Source organism: Phyllobacterium sp. RCAM01083, from assembly GCF_055685835.1.
In genome coordinates, this window is sequence record NZ_JBVFZN010000002.1 from 119602 (window position 1) to 138660 (window position 19059).

The 19059-nt window shown below is 57.7% G+C and carries 19 protein-coding genes and 1 pseudogene; 6 read left to right on the forward strand and 14 right to left on the reverse strand.

The window, feature by feature from the left end:
- Positions 1-18 precede the first annotated feature (18 nt).
- On the forward strand, positions 19-705 hold the full coding sequence (locus ACZ25R_RS00535; RefSeq protein ID WP_472459653.1) for a FadR/GntR family transcriptional regulator: 687 nt from the start codon (positions 19-21) through the stop codon (positions 703-705).
- A 13-nt stretch (positions 706-718) separates the two neighbouring features.
- Here the strand turns inward: ACZ25R_RS00535 and ACZ25R_RS00540 are convergent.
- The 5 genes and pseudogenes from ACZ25R_RS00540 to ACZ25R_RS00560 form a co-directional block, all read right to left on the reverse strand.
- A pseudogene (locus ACZ25R_RS00540) lies at positions 719-1549 on the reverse strand (dihydroxy-acid dehydratase domain-containing protein); the annotation flags it as partial.
- A gap of 223 nt (positions 1550-1772) precedes the next feature.
- Positions 1773-2723 carry an L-arabinose ABC transporter permease AraH gene (gene araH, locus ACZ25R_RS00545; protein ID WP_346305398.1) on the reverse strand — a complete coding sequence of 317 codons (951 nt, stop codon included), beginning with the start codon at positions 2721-2723 and terminating at the stop codon, positions 1773-1775.
- Positions 2724-2857: 134 nt separating this feature from the next.
- Positions 2858-3112: a hypothetical protein gene (locus tag ACZ25R_RS00550; RefSeq protein WP_472459654.1), complete on the reverse strand. Its 255-nt coding sequence runs from the start codon at positions 3110-3112 to the stop codon at positions 2858-2860.
- A 78-nt stretch (positions 3113-3190) separates the two neighbouring features.
- Entirely contained in the window at positions 3191-4195 is a 1005-nt protein-coding gene (locus tag ACZ25R_RS00555) for a glycosyltransferase family 2 protein (protein ID WP_472459655.1), read from the reverse strand.
- A 39-nt stretch (positions 4196-4234) separates the two neighbouring features.
- Positions 4235-5680, reverse strand: coding sequence for an oligosaccharide flippase family protein (locus ACZ25R_RS00560; RefSeq protein ID WP_472459656.1), 1446 nt, complete (start codon positions 5678-5680; stop codon positions 4235-4237).
- Between the two features lie 405 nt (positions 5681-6085).
- On the opposite strand from ACZ25R_RS00560, the gene ACZ25R_RS00565 reads away from it, so the two are divergent.
- Both ACZ25R_RS00565 and ACZ25R_RS00570 read left to right on the forward strand, forming a co-directional pair.
- On the forward strand, positions 6086-6361 hold the full coding sequence (locus ACZ25R_RS00565; RefSeq protein WP_105735295.1) for a hypothetical protein: 276 nt from the start codon (positions 6086-6088) through the stop codon (positions 6359-6361).
- 19 nt (positions 6362-6380) lie between these two features.
- Positions 6381-7487, forward strand: a complete 1107-nt coding sequence (locus ACZ25R_RS00570) for an NAD(P)/FAD-dependent oxidoreductase (RefSeq protein WP_472459657.1) — start codon at positions 6381-6383, stop codon at positions 7485-7487.
- A 38-nt stretch (positions 7488-7525) separates the two neighbouring features.
- On the opposite strand, the gene ACZ25R_RS00575 is transcribed toward ACZ25R_RS00570, so the two are convergent.
- Both ACZ25R_RS00575 and ACZ25R_RS00580 read right to left on the reverse strand, forming a co-directional pair.
- Positions 7526-8710, reverse strand: coding sequence for a DUF2865 domain-containing protein (locus tag ACZ25R_RS00575; RefSeq protein WP_472459658.1), 1185 nt, complete (start codon positions 8708-8710; stop codon positions 7526-7528).
- Between the two features lie 338 nt (positions 8711-9048).
- Positions 9049-9441 carry an SH3 domain-containing protein gene (locus tag ACZ25R_RS00580; RefSeq protein WP_472459659.1) on the reverse strand — a complete coding sequence of 131 codons (393 nt, stop codon included), beginning with the start codon at positions 9439-9441 and terminating at the stop codon, positions 9049-9051.
- 282 nt (positions 9442-9723) lie between these two features.
- On the opposite strand from ACZ25R_RS00580, the gene ACZ25R_RS00585 reads away from it, so the two are divergent.
- Positions 9724-10110 (forward strand): ester cyclase, encoded by a 387-nt coding sequence (locus ACZ25R_RS00585; protein ID WP_472459797.1) that lies wholly within the window; start codon positions 9724-9726, stop codon positions 10108-10110.
- 205 nt (positions 10111-10315) lie between these two features.
- Here the strand turns inward: ACZ25R_RS00585 and ACZ25R_RS00590 are convergent, their stop codons facing one another.
- Together ACZ25R_RS00590 and ACZ25R_RS00595 are read right to left on the reverse strand one after the other, a co-directional pair.
- A complete protein-coding gene (locus ACZ25R_RS00590; protein WP_472459660.1) occupies positions 10316-11725 on the reverse strand; it encodes a nitrilase-related carbon-nitrogen hydrolase in 1410 nt (469 codons plus the stop codon).
- Positions 11722-12465, reverse strand: a complete 744-nt coding sequence (locus tag ACZ25R_RS00595) for a TetR/AcrR family transcriptional regulator (protein WP_472459661.1) — start codon at positions 12463-12465, stop codon at positions 11722-11724. Before ACZ25R_RS00595 ends, ACZ25R_RS00590 begins: the two co-directional genes overlap by 4 nt.
- Positions 12466-12554: 89 nt before the next feature.
- Between ACZ25R_RS00595 and ACZ25R_RS00600 the strand changes: the two genes are divergently transcribed.
- On the forward strand, positions 12555-13382 hold the full coding sequence (locus ACZ25R_RS00600; RefSeq protein WP_472459662.1) for a hypothetical protein: 828 nt from the start codon (positions 12555-12557) through the stop codon (positions 13380-13382).
- A 41-nt stretch (positions 13383-13423) separates the two neighbouring features.
- Here ACZ25R_RS00600 and ACZ25R_RS00605 read toward each other — a convergent pair whose 3' ends face one another.
- From ACZ25R_RS00605 to ACZ25R_RS00625, 5 genes are all read right to left on the reverse strand, one after another.
- Positions 13424-14161 (reverse strand): amino acid ABC transporter ATP-binding protein, encoded by a 738-nt coding sequence (locus ACZ25R_RS00605; protein ID WP_223615276.1) that lies wholly within the window; start codon positions 14159-14161, stop codon positions 13424-13426.
- Positions 14162-14180: 19 nt separating this feature from the next.
- Positions 14181-14873 (reverse strand): amino acid ABC transporter permease, encoded by a 693-nt coding sequence (locus ACZ25R_RS00610; protein WP_288194598.1) that lies wholly within the window; start codon positions 14871-14873, stop codon positions 14181-14183.
- On the reverse strand, positions 14873-15607 hold the full coding sequence (locus tag ACZ25R_RS00615) for an amino acid ABC transporter permease (protein WP_403184414.1): 735 nt from the start codon (positions 15605-15607) through the stop codon (positions 14873-14875). The genes ACZ25R_RS00610 and ACZ25R_RS00615 overlap by 1 nt, the downstream gene beginning before the upstream one ends.
- Before the next feature lie 75 nt (positions 15608-15682).
- Entirely contained in the window at positions 15683-16585 is a 903-nt protein-coding gene (locus tag ACZ25R_RS00620; RefSeq protein ID WP_403184415.1) for an amino acid ABC transporter substrate-binding protein, read from the reverse strand.
- Positions 16586-16767: 182 nt separating this feature from the next.
- A complete protein-coding gene (locus tag ACZ25R_RS00625) occupies positions 16768-17070 on the reverse strand; it encodes a hypothetical protein (RefSeq protein ID WP_472459663.1) in 303 nt (100 codons plus the stop codon).
- A gap of 332 nt (positions 17071-17402) precedes the next feature.
- Here ACZ25R_RS00625 and ACZ25R_RS00630 point away from each other — a divergent pair, with 332 nt between their 5' ends.
- Positions 17403-19058, forward strand: a complete 1656-nt coding sequence (locus ACZ25R_RS00630; RefSeq protein WP_472459664.1) for an alpha/beta hydrolase — start codon at positions 17403-17405, stop codon at positions 19056-19058.
- The last annotated feature ends 1 nt before the right edge of the window (position 19059 follow it).

Here is a 19059-nt window from a genome sequence, read left to right on the forward strand (position 1 = left end):
GTCGATGAGGTAAAAGCCATGAGAATCCGGAAGCCGAACCGAACCCGGATTGTAGTGGCAGCGCTCGGGGCCCGCATCGCAAGCGGCGAGTTTGCGCCCGGGGCACTCCTGCCCTCGGAAACGGTGCTTGAGCAAGAATACGAGGTCAGCCGTACCGTCATTCGCGAAGCCACCAAGATCCTGTCGGCCAAAGGCCTTGTGATCGTGCGCCAGCGACATGGAACCCATGTCAACCCGCGTGAGCAGTGGATGTGGATGGATGGCGAGCTCATCAGCTGGCTGGCAAACGGCAAAGCCGCCAAGAGCGATCTCCTGGCATTCGCCGAGGCACGGCAGATCATCGAGCCTGGCGCTGCAGCTCTTGCCGCTCTGCGGGCAACGCAGAAACAGCGCGCGGAGATTGTCGCAGCCTATGAGCGGATGAAGACAGGCCACGCATCACCGCAAGAGGCCATACTCGCCGACAAGCAGTTCCATCTTGCTATTCTGGACGCAACGCACAACCCTGTCTTGCAGAGCCTGCGCCAGACGATCGAGTCCATTCTCGATGCTATTTTCCCCCATACGGTTGGCACATTCACCCACAACCTCGACAATCATGGCGAGGTTGCCGATGCGATAGCACGCGGCGATCCCGAAGCCGCACGCGCCAATATGGAGAAGGTCCTGCAGCATACCACGGGGTTTCTGCAGTCCGTCGGTTGAAGCAAGCGAAGCTTTAATGGCTCTCACGCGGTATCCCGGCACCGCGACACCCCACCAGGAAATCAAGGTCAGCCCCGCGGTCAGCCTGCAGAACACGCTCTGTATAAAGATGCTGGTACCCGCCTTCCATTGCCGGGACAGGAGCCTGCCAGGACTGACGGCGCAATTCCAGCTCAGCGTCAGACACATCCAGATGAAGTTTTCGTGCTTCGACGTCGAGTTCGATGACGTCGCCGTTGCGCACCAGGGCCAGCGGACCGCCGACAGCCGCTTCCGGTGCAACGTGGAGGACAACCGTCCCGAATGCCGTCCCTGACATACGGGCATCGGAGATACGCACCATGTCGCGCACGCCCTTCTGCAGCAGCTTCTGCGGCAGAGCCATGTTGCCGACCTCGGCCATCCCGGGATACCCCTTGGGGCCGCAATTCTTCAGCACCATGATGCAGGTTTCGTCAATATCCAGCGCCGGATCGTCAATGACGGCCTTGTAGTGGTCGATGTCTTCAAAAACCACGGCACGCCCGCGATGGCGCATGAGTTCCGGCGATGCAGCGGAGGGCTTTATGATCGCGCCCGAGGGCGCAAGATTGCCGCGCAACACAGCTATACCGCCTTGCGCCGTCAAAGCTTTTTCCGTCGGACGGATAACTTCCGGATCGAAATTCTCCGCCTGGGCAATGTTTTCGCCCACGGTTTTGCCGGTGACGGTCATTGCATCAAGCTCGATCAGGGCAGCTATCTCCTTCATGACGGCCGGAAGCCCGCCTGCGTAACAGAAATCCTCCATCAGGAAACGCCCCGATGGCATGAGATCAAGGATCGTGGGAATGTCGCGCCCGAAACCGTTGCCGGCGACCCGGTTGCCGATTGGAACAAGCGGAAAACATGCTGCCCGTTGCACCATGAATTCCTGTTCCGTCCCGGTGTAGGGGCGCAGAAAGAAACGGCCATCCGACGTCTTGCCATCCACCACGGCACCGCCCTTTGAGGCGACGCGGACAGTCATATGCGCATTGTGCAGGACCAGAAAATCCGCTGGAACTGACTGTTTCCCGGATGGCATTTTATCGCCTGATGAATGCGCTGGACCGCAGATTGTCGAGCATCACCGCCAAGAGCAGGATGAGGCCGCGCACGATATACTGATAGAAGGCGGGAATGTTCATGAGGTTCATGACGTTCTCCGCAATGCCCATGATCATCACGCCCACAATGACACCCGCCATCGTGGCTCGTCCGCCCGCAAGCGATACGCCGCCGAGAACACAGGCGGATATGACTGAAAGTTCAAGGCCGACGGCGGCATTGGGTTGACCCGATGTAATACGGGACGCGAGCAGTATCCCCGCCACGGCACAGACCACCCCTTGCAAGGCAAAAATCCAGATTCTGGTCTTGTCGACATTGACGCCGGCAAGGCGCGACGCCTCCGGATTGCCGCCAATGGCCAGGGTATTCTTGCCGAAGACCGTACGGTTCAAGACAAAGCCAAAGACCACGAAGAGGCCAGCAAGTATCCAGACCGGCGTCGGGATGCCAAACAATTTCGAGAGCGCCAACTGATAGAAACCCGGATCATTGATGCCTATGGCGCGCCCATCCGACGATATCAGGGCAAGGCCACGCACAATCTGCATGGTCGCCAGTGTGGTGATGAGCGCGTTGATCCTGAACTTTGCAATGACGAAGCCGTTGACGAAACCGACGAACGCACCGCACAGAAGTGCTGCACCGATCCCTACCAGTATTGATCCGGTGGTGTTCGACGCCATGACAGCGACCATCCCGGTGAAAGCGGCCGTCGAGCCAACCGACAGATCGAAGTCCCGCGCTGCGAGACAAAACATCATGGTGCAGGCGACAATCCCTACCGTAACCACCGACTGCAGCAGGCCAAGCATATTGCGTTCGGTCAGGAAATTGGGAACCAGCAATGCCACGATCGTGAAGGCCACGATGAAGATCAGGACGATGCCCTGGTCCCCCAGCAAAATCTTCTTCAACTGATTGGTCATGCCTGTGTCCTCAATACGCAATTTCTGTTGGCTGCTTCACGTCCGGAAGCGCCGCTGCCAGGATCGCATTTTCTTCAAACTGGTCACGGTTTAAGCCGGCCGCGATTTTCCCGGCGCACATGACCAGGATACGGTCACAGATAGGCAAGACCGATATTGTGGTTGTGACGCGTTATCACAACGTTGTCTGCGCCTTGAAGCTCGCGCGTCCCACGATCTCGCTCGGATATGCCCAAAAGAATGATGAACTGCTGGCACAATATGATCAGCACGCATGCCAGCATATTGAAACCTTCGATGTCGAGATCCTGAAAGATCAGACGCGGCGCATGCTTGCGAACCTCAATGAGGTGCATCTGGAACTGGCCAGAGTGAATGCGCGCGTTCAACGGCAGCTTTCCATTCAGGAAAAACTGCTGGAAGAGAGGGTCATTGGCCCGCTTTTCACTGCGCAGCCTGTCATGTCATCATAGCCGGCCGTCTGGTGTCGTGGATGTACCAAGTCGTCGCCCAAGAGCCTTGACGCTGCGGCCAATCAATGCCGAGGCATCTGATCTGCGCAAGAGGTAGCGGAGAGGCGGTAGCCAGGCTGCGGACGGCCGGAGCTTGATGGCATGACGCATCAACGCCATAGCCTCCGGTTCACCCCGGCACAATTGCGCGACTGCCGACCAGTAGGCCCTTTCACTCAGTGCATTGCGCGCTTGCCGTAGAAGTACGTCAGCATCCGTCAGGATTGCCCCGTCATTCTCGAAGAATGACTGGAACGCCGCTTCGAATTCAATGCTCCACTGCTCCAGGGTGCGAACAGTCGCGGATTGATTGAAATCATGAACCCTTGCGACCGCCTGGATGTTTTCCGTTCGGCCCACTGCACCGTGAAGGGCAAAACGCAGCCACATCTCTAGATCATCCGTGTGGATCAGGGCGGGCTTGTAATAACCGACTTTCTTCTGAATTGGCGTACGTACGATCGCCGTGGGGCCGCTCACAAAATTCCTTCCGCTTTGACAGAGGGATTTCAGAAAGGACATGCCGTCCTGCTTTGACCAGCCCGAAGGCAATGGATTGTCCAGCAGTCCATCGCCTTCCGCGTTGTTTGCGCGAAAATGGGTCTTGCCATGCACCAGGTGAACATCCCGATTGTCCTCCATGAAGACCATTGCCCGGGCAAGAGCTCCCGGTGCCAGGTAATCGTCGGAACAAAGGATCAGAAAATAATCCGATTGTGCCCAATCGATACCGTCATTGAATGACGCATGTGCACCGAGGTTTTTGGGGCGCAGCATCAGTTCTATTCTGGGATCGGCACTGGCCAGCATCCTGGCAACGGCCGCGCTGTCGTCGGTAGAGGCATTGTCGATGATCAGAATGCGCAGTCTCTCGGCAGGCTGGTTGCGCACGCTGTCGACGCAGTTTTTCAGATAGTGAGCGTAATTGTAGTTCGGTATGACCACGTCAATGGATTTCATCGTCGAAAATCCAATCCTTGAGCCGAAGCACGGGGCCGCTCATTTGACGGCCGCGGCGTTTATCCTTGCCCGCAGTGTCGGCATTGCGATTCTTGCAATGTTTTCCACTTCGTCGAGGAAAGGATGCCTTAAGTAAGCCAGGGCTGCCAACCATCCTATCGCCGAGAACAGACCCGCAATGCAGGCTTGGGCAATCGACAGGTCAAACTGAAAGCGGTTTGCCGCAAGAACGAGCAGCGGACCTGCAATGGCCCATATCGTCACGAGGCCGCTTCGGTATAAAACGTGAAACAGTTCGTCCCACGCAAAGGGAACCTGCCGGCGGACATAGACCAGCGAAAGATACATCTGAAAGGGCAGGACAACGAATTGGCTTAGTGCCAGGGCGTAGAGCCCGAAAAAGCTGGCTGCGCAGATCACGAGCATCGACAGTCCCCGGCCAATGAAATTGGCTTCAAATGCCTGTCTATTTGCGCCCATTGCGACGAGAACGGGAAAGGTCAGGATATTGGGAAACCAGAAGAGCGCGGCAAGCGCAAAAATCTGGACAAGAGGCGCTGTCTCCGACCATTGGGGACCCAGTGCGATGCGAACAATGGGATAGGCCAGAATGGCCATTGCCAGGGTTGCTGGCCAGTACAGGGCCGTGATGTAGCTTATGATGCGCAGATAAGCCGCTTTGACATCGCGTTCCGCTCTGACTTCCGATGCAAATGCGGGAAAGGCGACGGAAAATATCGCCGAGAGCAGGATCTTGTCCGGCAAACCGCAAACGAGGTTTGCACGATTGTAGAGACCGACCGCCGTGAGCGGCATGATCCGGCCCAGGACAAGCTGGGGAAGTGCTTCATAGGACCGATCCAGCAGGGTTGAGGCGCCTTTGTATGTGCCGAAGGCGAAAGCGGCCCGCCAGCTCTTCAGGCAAGGGTTCAGCATCCAGAAGATTGGTCTGGTATGAAAAGCGAGAAGCGTCCGCACGATAGCCGAGGCGAGCGTTCCCCAGGCAAAGCTCATGAAGCCGAAATGCAAGGCAACAAATGCGATCGTCACAACGGCATTGGTTATGCCGCCGATGGCGTTGATGCGGGTTACCGCACCAAAGGTGAGATCCCGGCGCAACAGCGCAATGATCGGACAGACAGCAGAGTCTATCACGCCCGCGAATGCCAGTATTTTGATGAATGCGAGCAGCTCAGGCGCGGCGTAAAATCGGGAAAGGAACGGGGCCGAGAAAAATAGGCCGCAGCCTGAGGCCATCGAGAACCCAAAGGTCAGCGTGAAACTGGTTCTTATGTCTTCGCGTGTGAGTGTGTCGCGCTGAATGAGGTATTCTGACGTGACGAACTCCCTGACGGTGAGCGCAATCGTGCCAATTCCCAAACCGATGACGGCTATCCCGATCTCGCTGCTGCTCAACATGCGCGACAGGATCGTGATCATCGCCACGCTGACGATCACTTGCGAATACTGTTCCAGTATCGCCATGAAAAATGCCCGGCGTACAGCGCTCACCCTCTGACCTTTCTTATGATTGTCGACCGTTTTTCGAGCGCTTGTTTGCCAGCCGGATTTTTTGCGTCTCGGCGGCACGCAGGCAGCATTAACTCTAGCGCTTTGCAGAAGCCGGTTTAAGCTGTCTATTCAGTTGAAAGGCGGCTAAGCCGTTCGACGTACCTGCGTCCTCAATACGACGCGGGCAAGAATCGAATGGTGATAATTGGCCCTGCCGTGTCCATTGAAAGATATCGGCAGATCATCGATTTTATTGTCTTCACAGTTCGGCCGAACGCTTAAGGATGTACCTGATATCCGTCAGACCAATTACCAATCCGGCTCACAAAAGTGGTAAAGAAATGGTTCTGAGGGCGTTGCGTGTGAGCCAGGATTTCCATGATCGAGGACGAGCAGATACGGACAGAAATGATGGCGATCCAGTTCTGGCTTCGTGCCCTTTTTCTGTATGCGGCGACGGGAACCCCGCCAACGGCGCGCTCGGTTCAGGAGTTTCTCAATGAGCTGAAGAATTTTGCGCCGCAGGATGGCGCCAATGATCTCTCGCCGGCTGACTGGGACAAAGAACACCTTTTGCACTATCCCAGCTATGAGCGGGTCGGCAGCAAGATTATAGAGACGCTGCAGAGTCTGGAGAAAAAACTGACATCATGAATCTACGATGGGGTGAAGAGTGGATCGCATAGGCTGCGTTGTTGCGGGCGGTGGCGTTATCGGGATTGCCATAGCGCGGGAATTTGCAAGACGAGGCATTGAAACGCTCATCGCCGAAGAGAACGGTGCGGTGGGGAGTGGAATAAGTTCCCGCAATTCCGGTGTCATTCACGCCGGCCTCTATTACCCCGAAGCCAGTTTGAAGGCGCAGTTCTGTGTGGAAGGTAACGCCGCGCTCTACCGGTTTGCGAATGCATACGGCGTGGCGCATAAGCGCTGCGGCAAACTGATCGTTGCGACTGATAACCGGCAGGTTGAGACCCTGACCGAAATTGCCGGGCGCGCCCGTAGGTGCGGTGCGAGTGATCTGCAATTCCTTTCCGGAGCGCAAGCCCGTCTTCTTGAGCCCGAATTGGATTGCACGGCCGCGATTATGTCTCCGTCTACCGGAATCGTTGATTGCCATGATCTGATGCTGGCGCTGCTTGGAGATGCGCAGGCGCACGATGCAATGATCGCATTCCATACCAAGGTGGTGTCCGTGGACGCTGACAGCGATGGATTTGTCGTGCACACCATCGAGACGGAAACTGACCGGCCGTATGAATTTCGCACGGACGTGTTCATCAATGCCTGCGGGCTCAACGCGCCTGAACTGGCGACGAAAATTGCGGCATTGCCGAAGCATCATGTGCCGGAGCGCCGATATGCAAAGGGAAACTATTTCTCGGTGCCAGGTGCCGCGCCGTTTCAGCATCTGATTTATCCCGTGCCCGAGCCCGGTGGTCTGGGTATCCACCTGACGCTCGATCTGGGAGGCAGCATGCGGTTTGGTCCGGATGTCGAGTGGGTGGATACCATTGACTATTCGGTCGATCCGGCGCGGGCCGAGCGTTTCTACCAGGCAATACGGACATATTGGCCCGCGTTGCCCGATGGAGTTCTCCAGCCCGCCTATTGCGGCATCAGGCCAAAACTGAGTGTTGCAGGCGAAACAGTGACAGATTTCCTTATCGAGGGCCCGTCGTCGCACGGCGTAAAAGGACTGGTCAATCTGTTCGGTGTTGAAAGCCCGGGGCTGACGTCCTGCCTGCCCATTGCGCAATATGTGGCGGCGATGGTTTGAAGCGGAGGTCGATTGGCACGAGCTTCGAGTGCTGATTCCTAGTCTCCAAGCCGCTTCAGTATATCGGTCGCAACTGTTTCGATGGCCATGCCGAATGTGAACCTGTTTGCTCGATCGGGGTCTTGCGTAAAAAGCGGCTCGGCTGGCCGTGGCGCCTTGAAATCAATTTTCCGTTCTTCATCGGGAAGATAAGCCGAACCGACGACGCGTACATTTCGCCGATCATTCTCCTGGGTGGGTTCTGCCAAGACGGTGCCAAAGGGGTTTCCGCTGCCTTTGGATGCGGCGTCTGTGTCCGCTGCTGTCTCCCCATCGGAGGGTTGTTGCGCGATTGGCAATTCAGGACCAAGGGCTGTTGAAGCTCCTTGACCTGCGGGGGCCACCGCGCTGACCGATGTTTTTAGCGATTGCTGCGCATTGTGACACGTGCAATTGGCCACTGGCGGAGCGCCGGTAAGACGATAGTTGAACGCGGTGGGCAGGTCCTTGTAGGGAATCTTGGTTTCGACGGAGATCATATCCTCGGAAGACTGCTCCGGTATGGCATGGGAATATAATTTTACCGGCGACGCGGGACACATTTCACTGCAGGTGTTCTGGTCGCGATCGAAATATTTGGTCTGGACGGCGAAAGAGATCGGAAAATAATACCCATCGCACGTTCGCACACAGAGTGTTCGATAGAGTTTCGTACTGGACGCATCAGGGTTTTGCGTCGGTTGCCGCGGCCGTTTCCGTTCGATCACCTGCCTGGGAAGTGTTGCGACTTTCGTTACTTCCGCCCCGGACGCTGAACTGCCGAAAAGCGCCTCAAGCAGCCCCTGCCGCCGCTCTTCAGCGCACCCATTTGCTTTCAGTGCCGCAAGAATGCGCGCTTTGGAGGAAGGGGCGCTTTTGGAACGGGTTTCCGCACGCTTGCGCCTCTCAAGCTCTGCCGCAATGCTTTCAATATTCTGTTGAAAACGCGCGCATTGCTTCGGGTCTCCCCTGGAAAAGAGCGTGTTGCCGCAACCCGCCTGATTGGCGCGTGCCCGTGCTTGCTGCAGCTTCATCGCCTGCTCTTGGACAGCTCTATTGACCTGCGGTTCGTCCCGGATTGGCAGTTTGAGCTGCTGGCGAAGCCGGATGCAAATGCTTGGTTCAGCCACGGCATTTGCATGAAGAAAGAGGCTGGAAGATAAGAGCAGAGCTAGTCCGAGAATATTCCGGCTAATGAATTTCATCGACGCATACCTACTCGTAACAACACTCGGGAGAGGATCAGTTGTATTCAAGTTGAGATGGGTATTGATGGATGCGAAATCTCAGAAATAAAAATGCGTTTCTACACTCTAATCTGCGGAATGAAAATACTTTATTTCAATGTTACTGATCATCAAGACGATTTACGGTTAATGGCATTTGGATGATCATAGACGGATTGGCAGGTATTGCCGCACAACCCGCACACGGACACCGGTCCGTCCGGAGCATCGCAGATGCCGACGCTGATCGGATCAGGGCAAATTAATGCGTGGCGCCGTTCCTCCAACCGTGCGGTTGAAGGAACAATGGCGAGATTTCACCGGCAAGAGAATCCTGGCGCGATCTTGCAATTTGGGCGAGGGCGGTGGGGCCGCGGCGGCGGGCGGTGGCCGTGATAATAGGGAGGCCGCACAACAATCGTCGGCCGAACCACAATGGCAGGCCTATGAACGGCCACGCGATCGAGATAGTTGGCTGACACCCATCCCCGGATGCCCTGCCGTCCGATCCGGCACCAGTTTGACTGGCAAGCCAGAACATTCACGCGTATTCCCGCAGCCAGAGTACCAACGCGGGTGTAATGTGTTGCCGGACCGGTGCGAAGATTAACATTCCCGGTTGTATAGGCGACATCAGCAAGAGCAGAACCTGCCGAAAATATTGTCGTGGAACAAAAAACAAGTAGTGTGAGAAAGCTTCTCATGTTCATTGCTCAATCCCCCTGCAATAACACTGATTCAATTTGGATCTTCAGTCTAATAGATTGAAATTATCGCGATTTGTCCAGTTGCTTTACAGAATAAGCCGATGATCATCGGCATGGTGAGAAAGTTGCCGCCGCAAGAAGTTAATCCGAGGCGCTGGCATTCTGGTTTCAATTGTCCCATCAATGTGCCTGATCCCTCAAGGCCAACGGATGTGAACGCTGGATATGACCGGTGCACGTATTCGCCTCGTCCTGAACCTCACGGGCAGCCAAGGAGCCGTTATCATGACTGAGACTAACCTCGCGGAAATCTACAACGCCTATATTTCCTGCTTGAATACGCAGGATTGGCCGAACCTCGGAACGTTCGTTCAGGAGGATGTGCGCTACAACGGGAAGCAGATCGGGTTGACCGGATATCGAGGGCTGCTGGAGAATGACTTTGTGGAAATTCCGGATCTGTATTTCAATATTGAGCTGCTGATTTCCGACCAATCCTATGTTGCTGCCCGCCTCCTGTTTAACGTGACACCAAAAGGGAACTTCTTTGGTCTCCCCATCAATGGGAGGAAAGTGTCCTTCAGCGAAAATGTGTTCTACCAGTTTCGAGACGGAAAGATCAGTCTGGTATGGTCAGTGATAGACAAGGCCGCCATCGAAGCGCAGATCTAGTGCTTATGCCGAGCCCGTTCCTTAAAACCCGAGATTTCCGGCAATCCAGGATTGAAGCTCGGTACAATGGTCTGTCCCCGCAACTGCAACTTGGCGGAAACACGCATGACGATTCCTTTTTTAACAGTGGCCGCTGCCTGATGGTCGCGGACCGGCAAGTTTAACGGTCGGTTCGATATCCGAACCTCGCGCAACCAGTGGGGTATCAGGACTGCGCAGGGGCAGCCGTGACTGCACGCCGACGTTTCAACATCGAGAGAATGGCGATCGAAAGTGTTGAGGCGAGGCACAGCCACGCGAAGAGATCGCCGATCCGCGTGTAAAGCGTCGGCCCGGGGCCGAGCGGAAGGTCCGTGACCACCATGGTCAGGCCCGTCGGCGCATCCTCCTTCATGGCGATGACACGGCCTTGCGCATCGCTGGCGATCACCAGGCCATGGTGCGCGGGACGCATCATGGAAAATCCGTTTTCGACGCCGCGCATGATGGCCATTCGCGCATGCTGCCAGCCGTCAATGCCGAAGTCGCCGGCCGGCACACCTGCTAGCCGGGCTCCGTTCACGGCATCGGAGCGAATGGTGCCGGGGAAATCCATGTCTTTGCAGATTTCCATCGCGAATCCGTCGGCCAGGGACCCGGAGGCGTGACCGGGCACGTAGCGCTCTTCAAGCCCTGGTACGGGATGCCGCTTGTCATAGCGTTGCGTCGGTCCCGTGGGGTCGAATGCAAGCGCGAAGTCGGCTGGCGGGTGGTCCGAATGGAAGCCGGCAATGATCTGTACTCCCGTTTCCCTGGACGCGGATGCAAGCGGCGCGATGATGGCCGACTGCGCCTCAGGGATCGACGCCATGCCGCCTTCCGACGTCACGATGAAACGGGCGCCCTGGCGAGCCGCTTCACGGATTTCCTGTGCGTAGGCTGTCGTCACCGCAAGATCCTCCGGCAAAGCATGCGCGCGCCAGGCGTTCGCTACAATGGATTCATCGACGATGCCTGCCACCCGGACGGTGGACGGCTGTGGCTGGGCCAGACGCCCGAACCCGAACGCCAAGTTCGCCGCGCAGATCGCAACGCCCAGAGTGATGGCGGCGATGGTCTCCCGTCTGGCGCGCAGCGCCAAGGCAACGGTGTTGGCGAAGAGGCAAATGAGGAACGTGACGGCATACATTCCCAAGAGCGAAGCGCTCTGGATCAGGATGGGCGCTGACATCGTGCTGTAGGCAAACGAGCCGTAGGTGCCGTTGGGCGATGGAAGCTGGCTCACGAGTTCGAACGCCGTCCACCATGCTGGAAACGCGAAGAGTGTGGCGAACGGATGCGCCCAGAGGTGTACAAAGCGCGCGAACCAGACGGCGGCGCAAAACATGCCAACGTAAAGCAGCAGCACCGGCACGATTATGAAGAGCGGCGGTATGTAAGGCAGTTGCAGTATGTAGCCGCCGCTTGCCAGGATCGCAGCCGCGCTCGCCGCCATCACCTGCCACATCGGCTGCTTTCCGTAGGCCAGCCACAGCAGCGGCACCGGTGCGAACCAAGCCAGCACCCATACGTCGTCGAAGCCCTGTGACAGGTAGAACATCGCGCCGCTCAGCAGCGCAGCGAGGACGGCGATCATCTTGTTCTCCGAGCAGATTCGAATGAAGCGAGGCATTGGTGAAGGGCCGTGCGGTAGAGCGCTTTGAACTGCGTCTCGCTCGAAAAGCGGTTGGCGCGATGCATCGAGACGAGGCCTTGGCCGAGCGCCGCGAGCGCCAAGGCGATTTCGAGCGCGGGCGTGTCCCCGATGCGTCCCTCTGCCTGCGCCTCTTCGATGCGCTTCATGGCCATGGTCAGTACGGGCGAGCGGCCGGCCGCAAAATCGTCTGGAAAGCGGCGCGCCTCGGGCGCAGGCAGAAAGAACGCCGCGTCGAACCGGTGGGGTTCCGTGATGGCGAAGTCCAAGTAAGCTTCGCCGAGCTCCTCCAGCCATTCCATCGGATCGGATGTGCCGATGGCGCGCGCGCGCTCTTCCCAGGCCCGAAGTCCGTCCGCCATCAAAGCGTTCAGCAGAGCGTTCTTGTCGGCGAAGTGGCGGTACATCGCCATCGTCGACATCTGCGCGCTCTGCGCCACCTTGCGGATGGTGAGCCCCGCGATTCCGTCTTGTTCGAGTACGGCTTTGGCCGCCGCAAAGATCCGGTCCATGGTCATGTGTGCTTTGTACACGTATCTGTGTGCAATGTACACAGGGCTGAAGTCATGCCGAAGATCTTGGGCTTTAGGGAACGGGTTCGGCAAAGTATCGGGCTCGGCATAAAGGGATGAAAATCGTCCGTGGCGCCAGCCACCGCATCCCTCAAGCTGCTGATGTACCATGTCCTTGCCGCCCGGTAACGAAATACCAAGGAAGCCCTGTCAGGCTGGGTGACATCGCGATTCGACGCTCAGGAACGTTGTCAAACCCGATGTTGATCTGGCCCAACCGCGACTGGGCCGAAGAGGGCAGGATTCATATGGCCAAGAGAAAGCGCAGCACCCGTTCACCGTCACGTTCGCCGAAGCGGTCATCGTCGCGCTCCGCAGCGCGCGGGTCCTCGACGGGTATATTCCTGGCTCTTGCCGTGATTGTCGGCGTTGGCGCATTGAGCGTATGGTCGGCAACGCAGCACAAAGGCCCGCTTAAAGCTTTCGCCGGATGGTTCGAGCGTCCAGCGGCTCAGACCAGTCGATCAGCCGCCGCAAAGCCAGACGCAGATGTGAAACCGACTGCAAAAGCCGCACCGCGCCAGGAGAACATTCCGGCTACCGCTTTCAATGCTCCGATCCCGCGCCCCTCCATTCCCGTCGGCGCACAGCCGAATCCCGTGCTGCCCACGCCGCTGCAGCGGGCAGCATTGCTGCAACCGCAACCATTGCAACGGCCGGCCTTGGCCGTTGGTCCTGCGGAGCGGACGGGCATTCACCTGCCACGCGGGATCAACATGCCCAACATGACGCCATCGGTGGTGTATGCGCGGGAAAGGCTGACCTTGCGGCGCAATGCGTGGGATAAATCCGAACCGGCGGGTACCGTGGAAAAGGGACGCGAAATGCGCTCCTATGGCAAAACCGGCAAATGGCATCATATCGTGATTCCCGCTACCGACATGATCGGCTGGGTGCACGAAGATATGCTGATTGCCGGAAAAACCCACCCCGGCACGTCGGGTATGACGACAGGTGCGATATCCGGCACGCCCAGGTCCACACAGGTGCAGGCCATCTATCCGCCACGCCCGGTCGGCGCCCAGTGATGGCCTGAACAAAAGCGGGGACAGTTGCCCCTGCCGCTACCTCAATACTGCAGAATCTTGTTGAGAAACTCGCGCGTTCGCGGCTGGCGGTCCTCGATCTTGCCGAAGAACTCGTCCTTTGTCGTATCCTCGAGAATGCGTCCGCCGACATCCATGAAAATGACGCGGTTGGAGACTTTCCGGGCAAAGCCCATTTCGTGTGTCACGACCATCATGGTCATGCCTTCCGAAGCGAGACCGACCATGACGTCCAGCACCTCGCCCACCATCTCCGGATCAAGCGCCGATGTCGGCTCATCGAAAAGCATGATGATCGGATCCATGGAGAGCGCGCGGGCGATGGCCACGCGCTGCTGCTGGCCGCCGGAGAGCTGGCCGGGGAATTTGTGCTGATGATCGATGAGCCCGACGCGCTCCAGCATTTGCAGGCCGCGTTTCTTGGCCTCGTCGCGCCTGCGGCCAAGCACCTTTATCTGGGCAATGATGAGATTGTCGGTGACCGACAGATGCGGAAACAGTTCGAAGTGCTGGAAGACCATCCCGACACGGCTTCTCAATTTCGGCAGGTCGGTGGCCTTGTCGTGAACGGCGACGCCGTCGATCCAGATTTCGCCCTTCTGGATTGGTTCAAGCGCGTTGATGGTCTTGATCAGTGTGGATTTCCCTGAGCCGGACGGCCCGCAAACGACGACAACTTCTCCCTTGTTGATCTTGACCGAGCAGTCGTTGAGGACCTGAGTCGTGCCATACCATTTGGAAACGCTTTTCATTTCGATCATTGTGATTGCGTCCTTCAGTTCAGCGCACGATGCGGATTTTCTGGTTCAGTTTCTTGACGAGCATGGACAAGAAAAAGGAGATGACAAAATAGACCACGGCAGCGAGGAGATAGGTTTCGATCCGCCTGCCGAACGTATTGCCCATGATTTCGAAACCCTTGAGGATGTCGTAGGCGCCGATGGCATAGACCAGCGAGGTATCCTGGAACAGCACGATGGTCTGGGTCAGGAAGACCGGCAGCATGTTGCGGATCGCCTGGGGCAGGATGATGTAGCGCATGTTCTGCGCATAGGTCATGCCGAGAGCCTGCCCCGCATTCGTCTGGCCGCGCGGCAGGGATTGGATGCCGGCGCGCACGATTTCGCTGAAGAAGGCGGCTTCAAAGACAATGAAGGTTATCAGGGCGCAAATCTCGGCCCGGTATTTCTGGCCGCTTCCACCCGGGAAGAGGTCGTAAAAGCCGGATGGCACCAGCAGGAAAAACCAGAGGATCACCATCACCAGCGGCACGCTGCGAAACACATTGACATACCAGGTCGCGATATATTCCAGCGGCTTGACGTTGGACAGGCGCATCAGGGCAATGACGGTGCCGAGGGCAATGCCGCCAATGGTGGCGGCGATCGTAAGCGAGACGCTGAAATAGAGGCCGCTGAGCAGATAATTGCTGATATTGGCCCATGTATAGAACGAAAAGTCGAGCGTAGCCATCAGTGCGCTCCCTGCGTCTGGACCGTCAGGCCGGGTATGCGCATCCGCCGTTCCATGAAGGCCATGACCCGGTTGACCACCAGCGCGGTCACCGCATAGAGCACCGTGGCCGCCAGATAGACCTCGACCCCGCGCGACGTCTCTTCCTGTGTCTGCATGGCGAAGCTGATCAGTTCGGGAATCGATACCGCAAAGGCGACTGACGAGTTCTTGACGATATTCATGGCTTCGCTGGTCAGCGGCGGGATGATGATGCGGAAGGTCTGCGGCAGAATCACATAGCGGTAGGTCTGAAACTGGGTGAAGCCGACAGCATAGGCGGCGTTGCGCTGGCCTGTCGGCAAAGCCTGGATACCGGCGCGTATCTGTTCGGCGATACGGGCGGAGGTGAAGAAGCCGAGCGCACAGCAGGCCAAAACGAAACCCGGCACGCTCCGCATGCCCGGAACGAGTTCGGAAATCACGAAGAACCAGATGAAGAGCTGGACGAGGATGGGAATATTGCGGAAAAGCTCAACCCATCCCGCCGCGAAGGCGGAGATGACCCGGTGTCCGGACAGCGTGCGCAACGTGCCGATGACGATGCCGAACACCAGAGCGATCACGAGCGAGGTAGCGGCCACGGCCACCGTGTAGCCCCAAGCCGACAGCATCCATTGAAAGTAGGTGACGCCGTCACCCCGGTCATCCCAAAGAAACTGCCAGCGATCCCATACGTTCTGCCAATACGCCATCATCTCTCGCCCACCCGCACGTGTTGCATCAACAGGGCCGGTACTGCGCGTTTCCCGGCCCTGGTAAGCTCAAACCTATTGACCGGGTTGCTTGTAGTCCTCGGTCGGCTTGTCGTTTGGATTGGCCCAGGCTTCTTTGGTGGCTTCCGAGGCCGGCATGTTCAGCGAAACATTGTTCGGCGGAATGGGCTGCATGAACCACTTGTCGTAGAGCTTGGCGATGGTGCCTGCCTTGATCTGTTCCACGATGCTTTCATCGACCGCCTTCTTGAACTCGGGGTCGTCCTTGCGGATCATGATGGCGATCGGTTCAACGGACAGGACTTCCGGCAGAACCTTGAAATCACTCGGCTTTTGTGCCCGGGCAATATTGGCTGCGAGGATCGAGGCGTCCATCACGAAGGCATCGGCGCGGCCGCTCTGCAGGAGCAGGAAGCTGTCGGCGTGATCCTTGCCATAGACCTCGTTGAAGGTAATGTCTTTGCCGCGCTTGTTTTTGCGCAGGGTCTGCACGGAGGTGGTGCCGGTCGTGGTCGCCACGTTCTTGCCGTTCAGATCTTCCAGCTTGCTGATGTTGGAGTTGGCACGGACCGCAATTTTCACTTCCTCGACATACACGGTATCGGCAAATGCAACGTCCTTTGCGCGTGCGGTGTTGTTCGTTGTTGAGCCGCATTCGAGATCGACGGTGCCGTTCTGGACCAGAGGCACACGGTTCTGCGATGTGACGGGCTGATACCGGATGTCCAGCTTTTCAAGCCCAAGCTTCTTCTTGATGTCCGCAATGATATTCTGGCAGACATCGTAGTGATAGCCGGTGTAGACGCCATTGCCGAGCGTATAGGCCAATCCGGATGACTCTCGTACACCCTGCGTGATGGTGCCAGAGGACTTGATCTTGTCCAGAGTTCCGTCAGCCTGTGCCGCTGACCCAAGAGCAGCAAAGAGTATTGTTGCCGTGATCAGAATTTTTTTCATTTAATCCTCCAATTCGAACGCCGCAACTATGGCCGCATTCGGCGAAATTGAAAAGCGCTTAGGCTTCCAATTTGCGAATCCAGGCCGCTTGGCTGTGGAACACCCATTGTTGTGAAAGGCCTCTGCTGCCCGCGGGCGGCGATGTAACGGGAACGCCGCCAGCTCTTGTAATATCCGGATATTCAGTCTCTCGGAGCCGCATAGACGAGCAATTGCCAGACGATTGGCAGGTTATTCGAGTGCCGGTGTTGAGCCGGCAGCGGTACGCCTTCTGTTGCAGCTATTTCCTCACCGCAGTTTTTGCAGCGATATATACCGGAATTGTAGGGGATCGATCCGGGTTCGAATTCTTTGTCAAACTGATCGCTCTCGTATCTCAGCAGGTACTTTCCATATTTATAAGAGGCCATGCTTTTCTCCCGCGATGTCAATATACGGGTCAGCGGCGTCCGGTGCGAAGCAGGAAAACGATCTGATTCAACCATTGGCCACCCCAAGTAATCCAGCGCGATGTTAATGGAGACTCCGGCCGATTGTCACTACGGCTGTTGGCTCTCGCGTGCAGCAGGTCGAATTCTTATGCGTTTGGTAACCGGGATGGAAAGGGCCGGTGGCCATCGCCCCTGTTCCTCTGCTAGATCAGTTCCTTCAGCATCGGGGGCGAGGCGCACTATGAACAAGGAAATCCATATCCAGTCCGGGGAACTTGCGGACGCAATAAGGATAGGGGGGGCGGGCGGCGGCGCAGCCTGTTGTTTTCAATCAGACGATTGGACTTTTTCAAAGGGCTGATGCGGATCATCCGGGCAGTACGGCGGTGCTTTTCGCCAGCCCGTGGGGGTTGGAAGAACTGTGCACCCGCAAATTCTGGCGCATCATTGCGGAGAAACTGGCTGAGACGGGCATCCCGTCCTTCCGCTTCGATTGGCCGGGAACCGGTGACGCGCTGGATGATGGCGACTTTTCCAGGGGACTGGCGGTCTGGAGTGACGCGCTTGTGGCCGGGGCGGGGCTGTTGAAGGACCTCTCGGGCTGCCAGCGCATCATCGTTCTGAGCCAGGGATTGGGTTGCGTTGTCGCCGCCGATGCGGCGGCTCGGATGGACGGGCTCGAAGCCATTGCGTTCATGGCGCCGGTTGTTTCAGGCCGGCACTATACGCGTGAACTATCGATCTGGTCCGGCATGGTTGACGCCGACCTTGGCTTGCCGGAAGCCCAGCGCGACAAAACTGGCGTGTCGATTGCCTCGTTGAAACTGCCCACCGAAGTGGCCGAAGGATTGCGCCGGGCAAACCTGATGACACTTGGCAGCAAGATTGCAGCGGAATGTCTGGTCCTGGCGCGGGTGGACCGACCGTCCGACCGGGAGTTCGCGGCGCATCTCAGCCAGCTCGGCATGGATACGGTGACCGAGAACTACACCAGCTATGACAAACTGGTTTCCAATCCTGTCATCTCGCAGCTGCCGCTCGCCGTTGCCGACCGCATCGTCGACTGGGCCGCCGGTGTTGCAGGACGCTTCCCGCCCATCGAAGCCCGTGCACCTGTCGTTCAGGACGTGAAAGCCGGGCCGTTGCAGGGCGACGGTTTTGCGGAAACGCCGCTGCGTTTCGGTCGTGGTGACCGGCTCTATGGCGTGTTGTGCGAGCCGCAAGGCACACGGCGCGGGGCGACGGTGCTGTTCCTGACCTCCGCCTATGATCGGCATGCGGGTTGGGGGCGCACGATTGTCACCATAGCGCGCGCGCTGGCACGGCGCGGCGTCGCCTCGCTCCGGTTTGATACGGCCAATGCGTCCGATAGTCCGCCAGTCCCCGGCGTTCCCGACCAAGTGCTCTATCATGATGCGCAGAATGCCGATGTTGCCGAAGCGCTGTCTTTTCTCAATGGCCTCGGCACGCCGGCGATCATCGCTGCGGGCCGTTGCAGCGGCGCCTATCTCGGGTTTCAGAACATCGTTGCCGATCCGCGGCTGTCCGGTGCGGTCCTCGTCAATCCCATTACCTTTTACTGGGAACCGGGACGTTCGGTCGATGAGGCCGTGCGTGAAGGCAGCCGAACCCTGGAAGAATATGGCAGCCGGCTGTTGCGCGCCTCGACATTCAAACGTCTCGTCCGCGGCGAACTGGATTTTGTCGGCATTGCCCGAAACGTTGCCGGAGGAATGGGCCGGCGCATTGCCAAACGGGCGCGGCATCTGCTTCGCGGCCGGACGACAGAAGGCCGGGCCGTCTACAAGGCATTCGGCGTGTTGAAGGAGAGGCAGAGTCCCGTTGAACTGCTCTACAGCTACCGGGATCCTGGACTTGAATATTTCGGCTACTATTTTGATGCGCGGGAAGGCAGGATTGCCGGGTATCCCAATGTGTCGGTCAAGAAGATCGCCGATGCGGATCACAATCTCACACCGCAGCACGCCCGCGATATCTATATTGACGCGCTCGAACGGATGGCGCTACGTTTTCCGGGCTGAC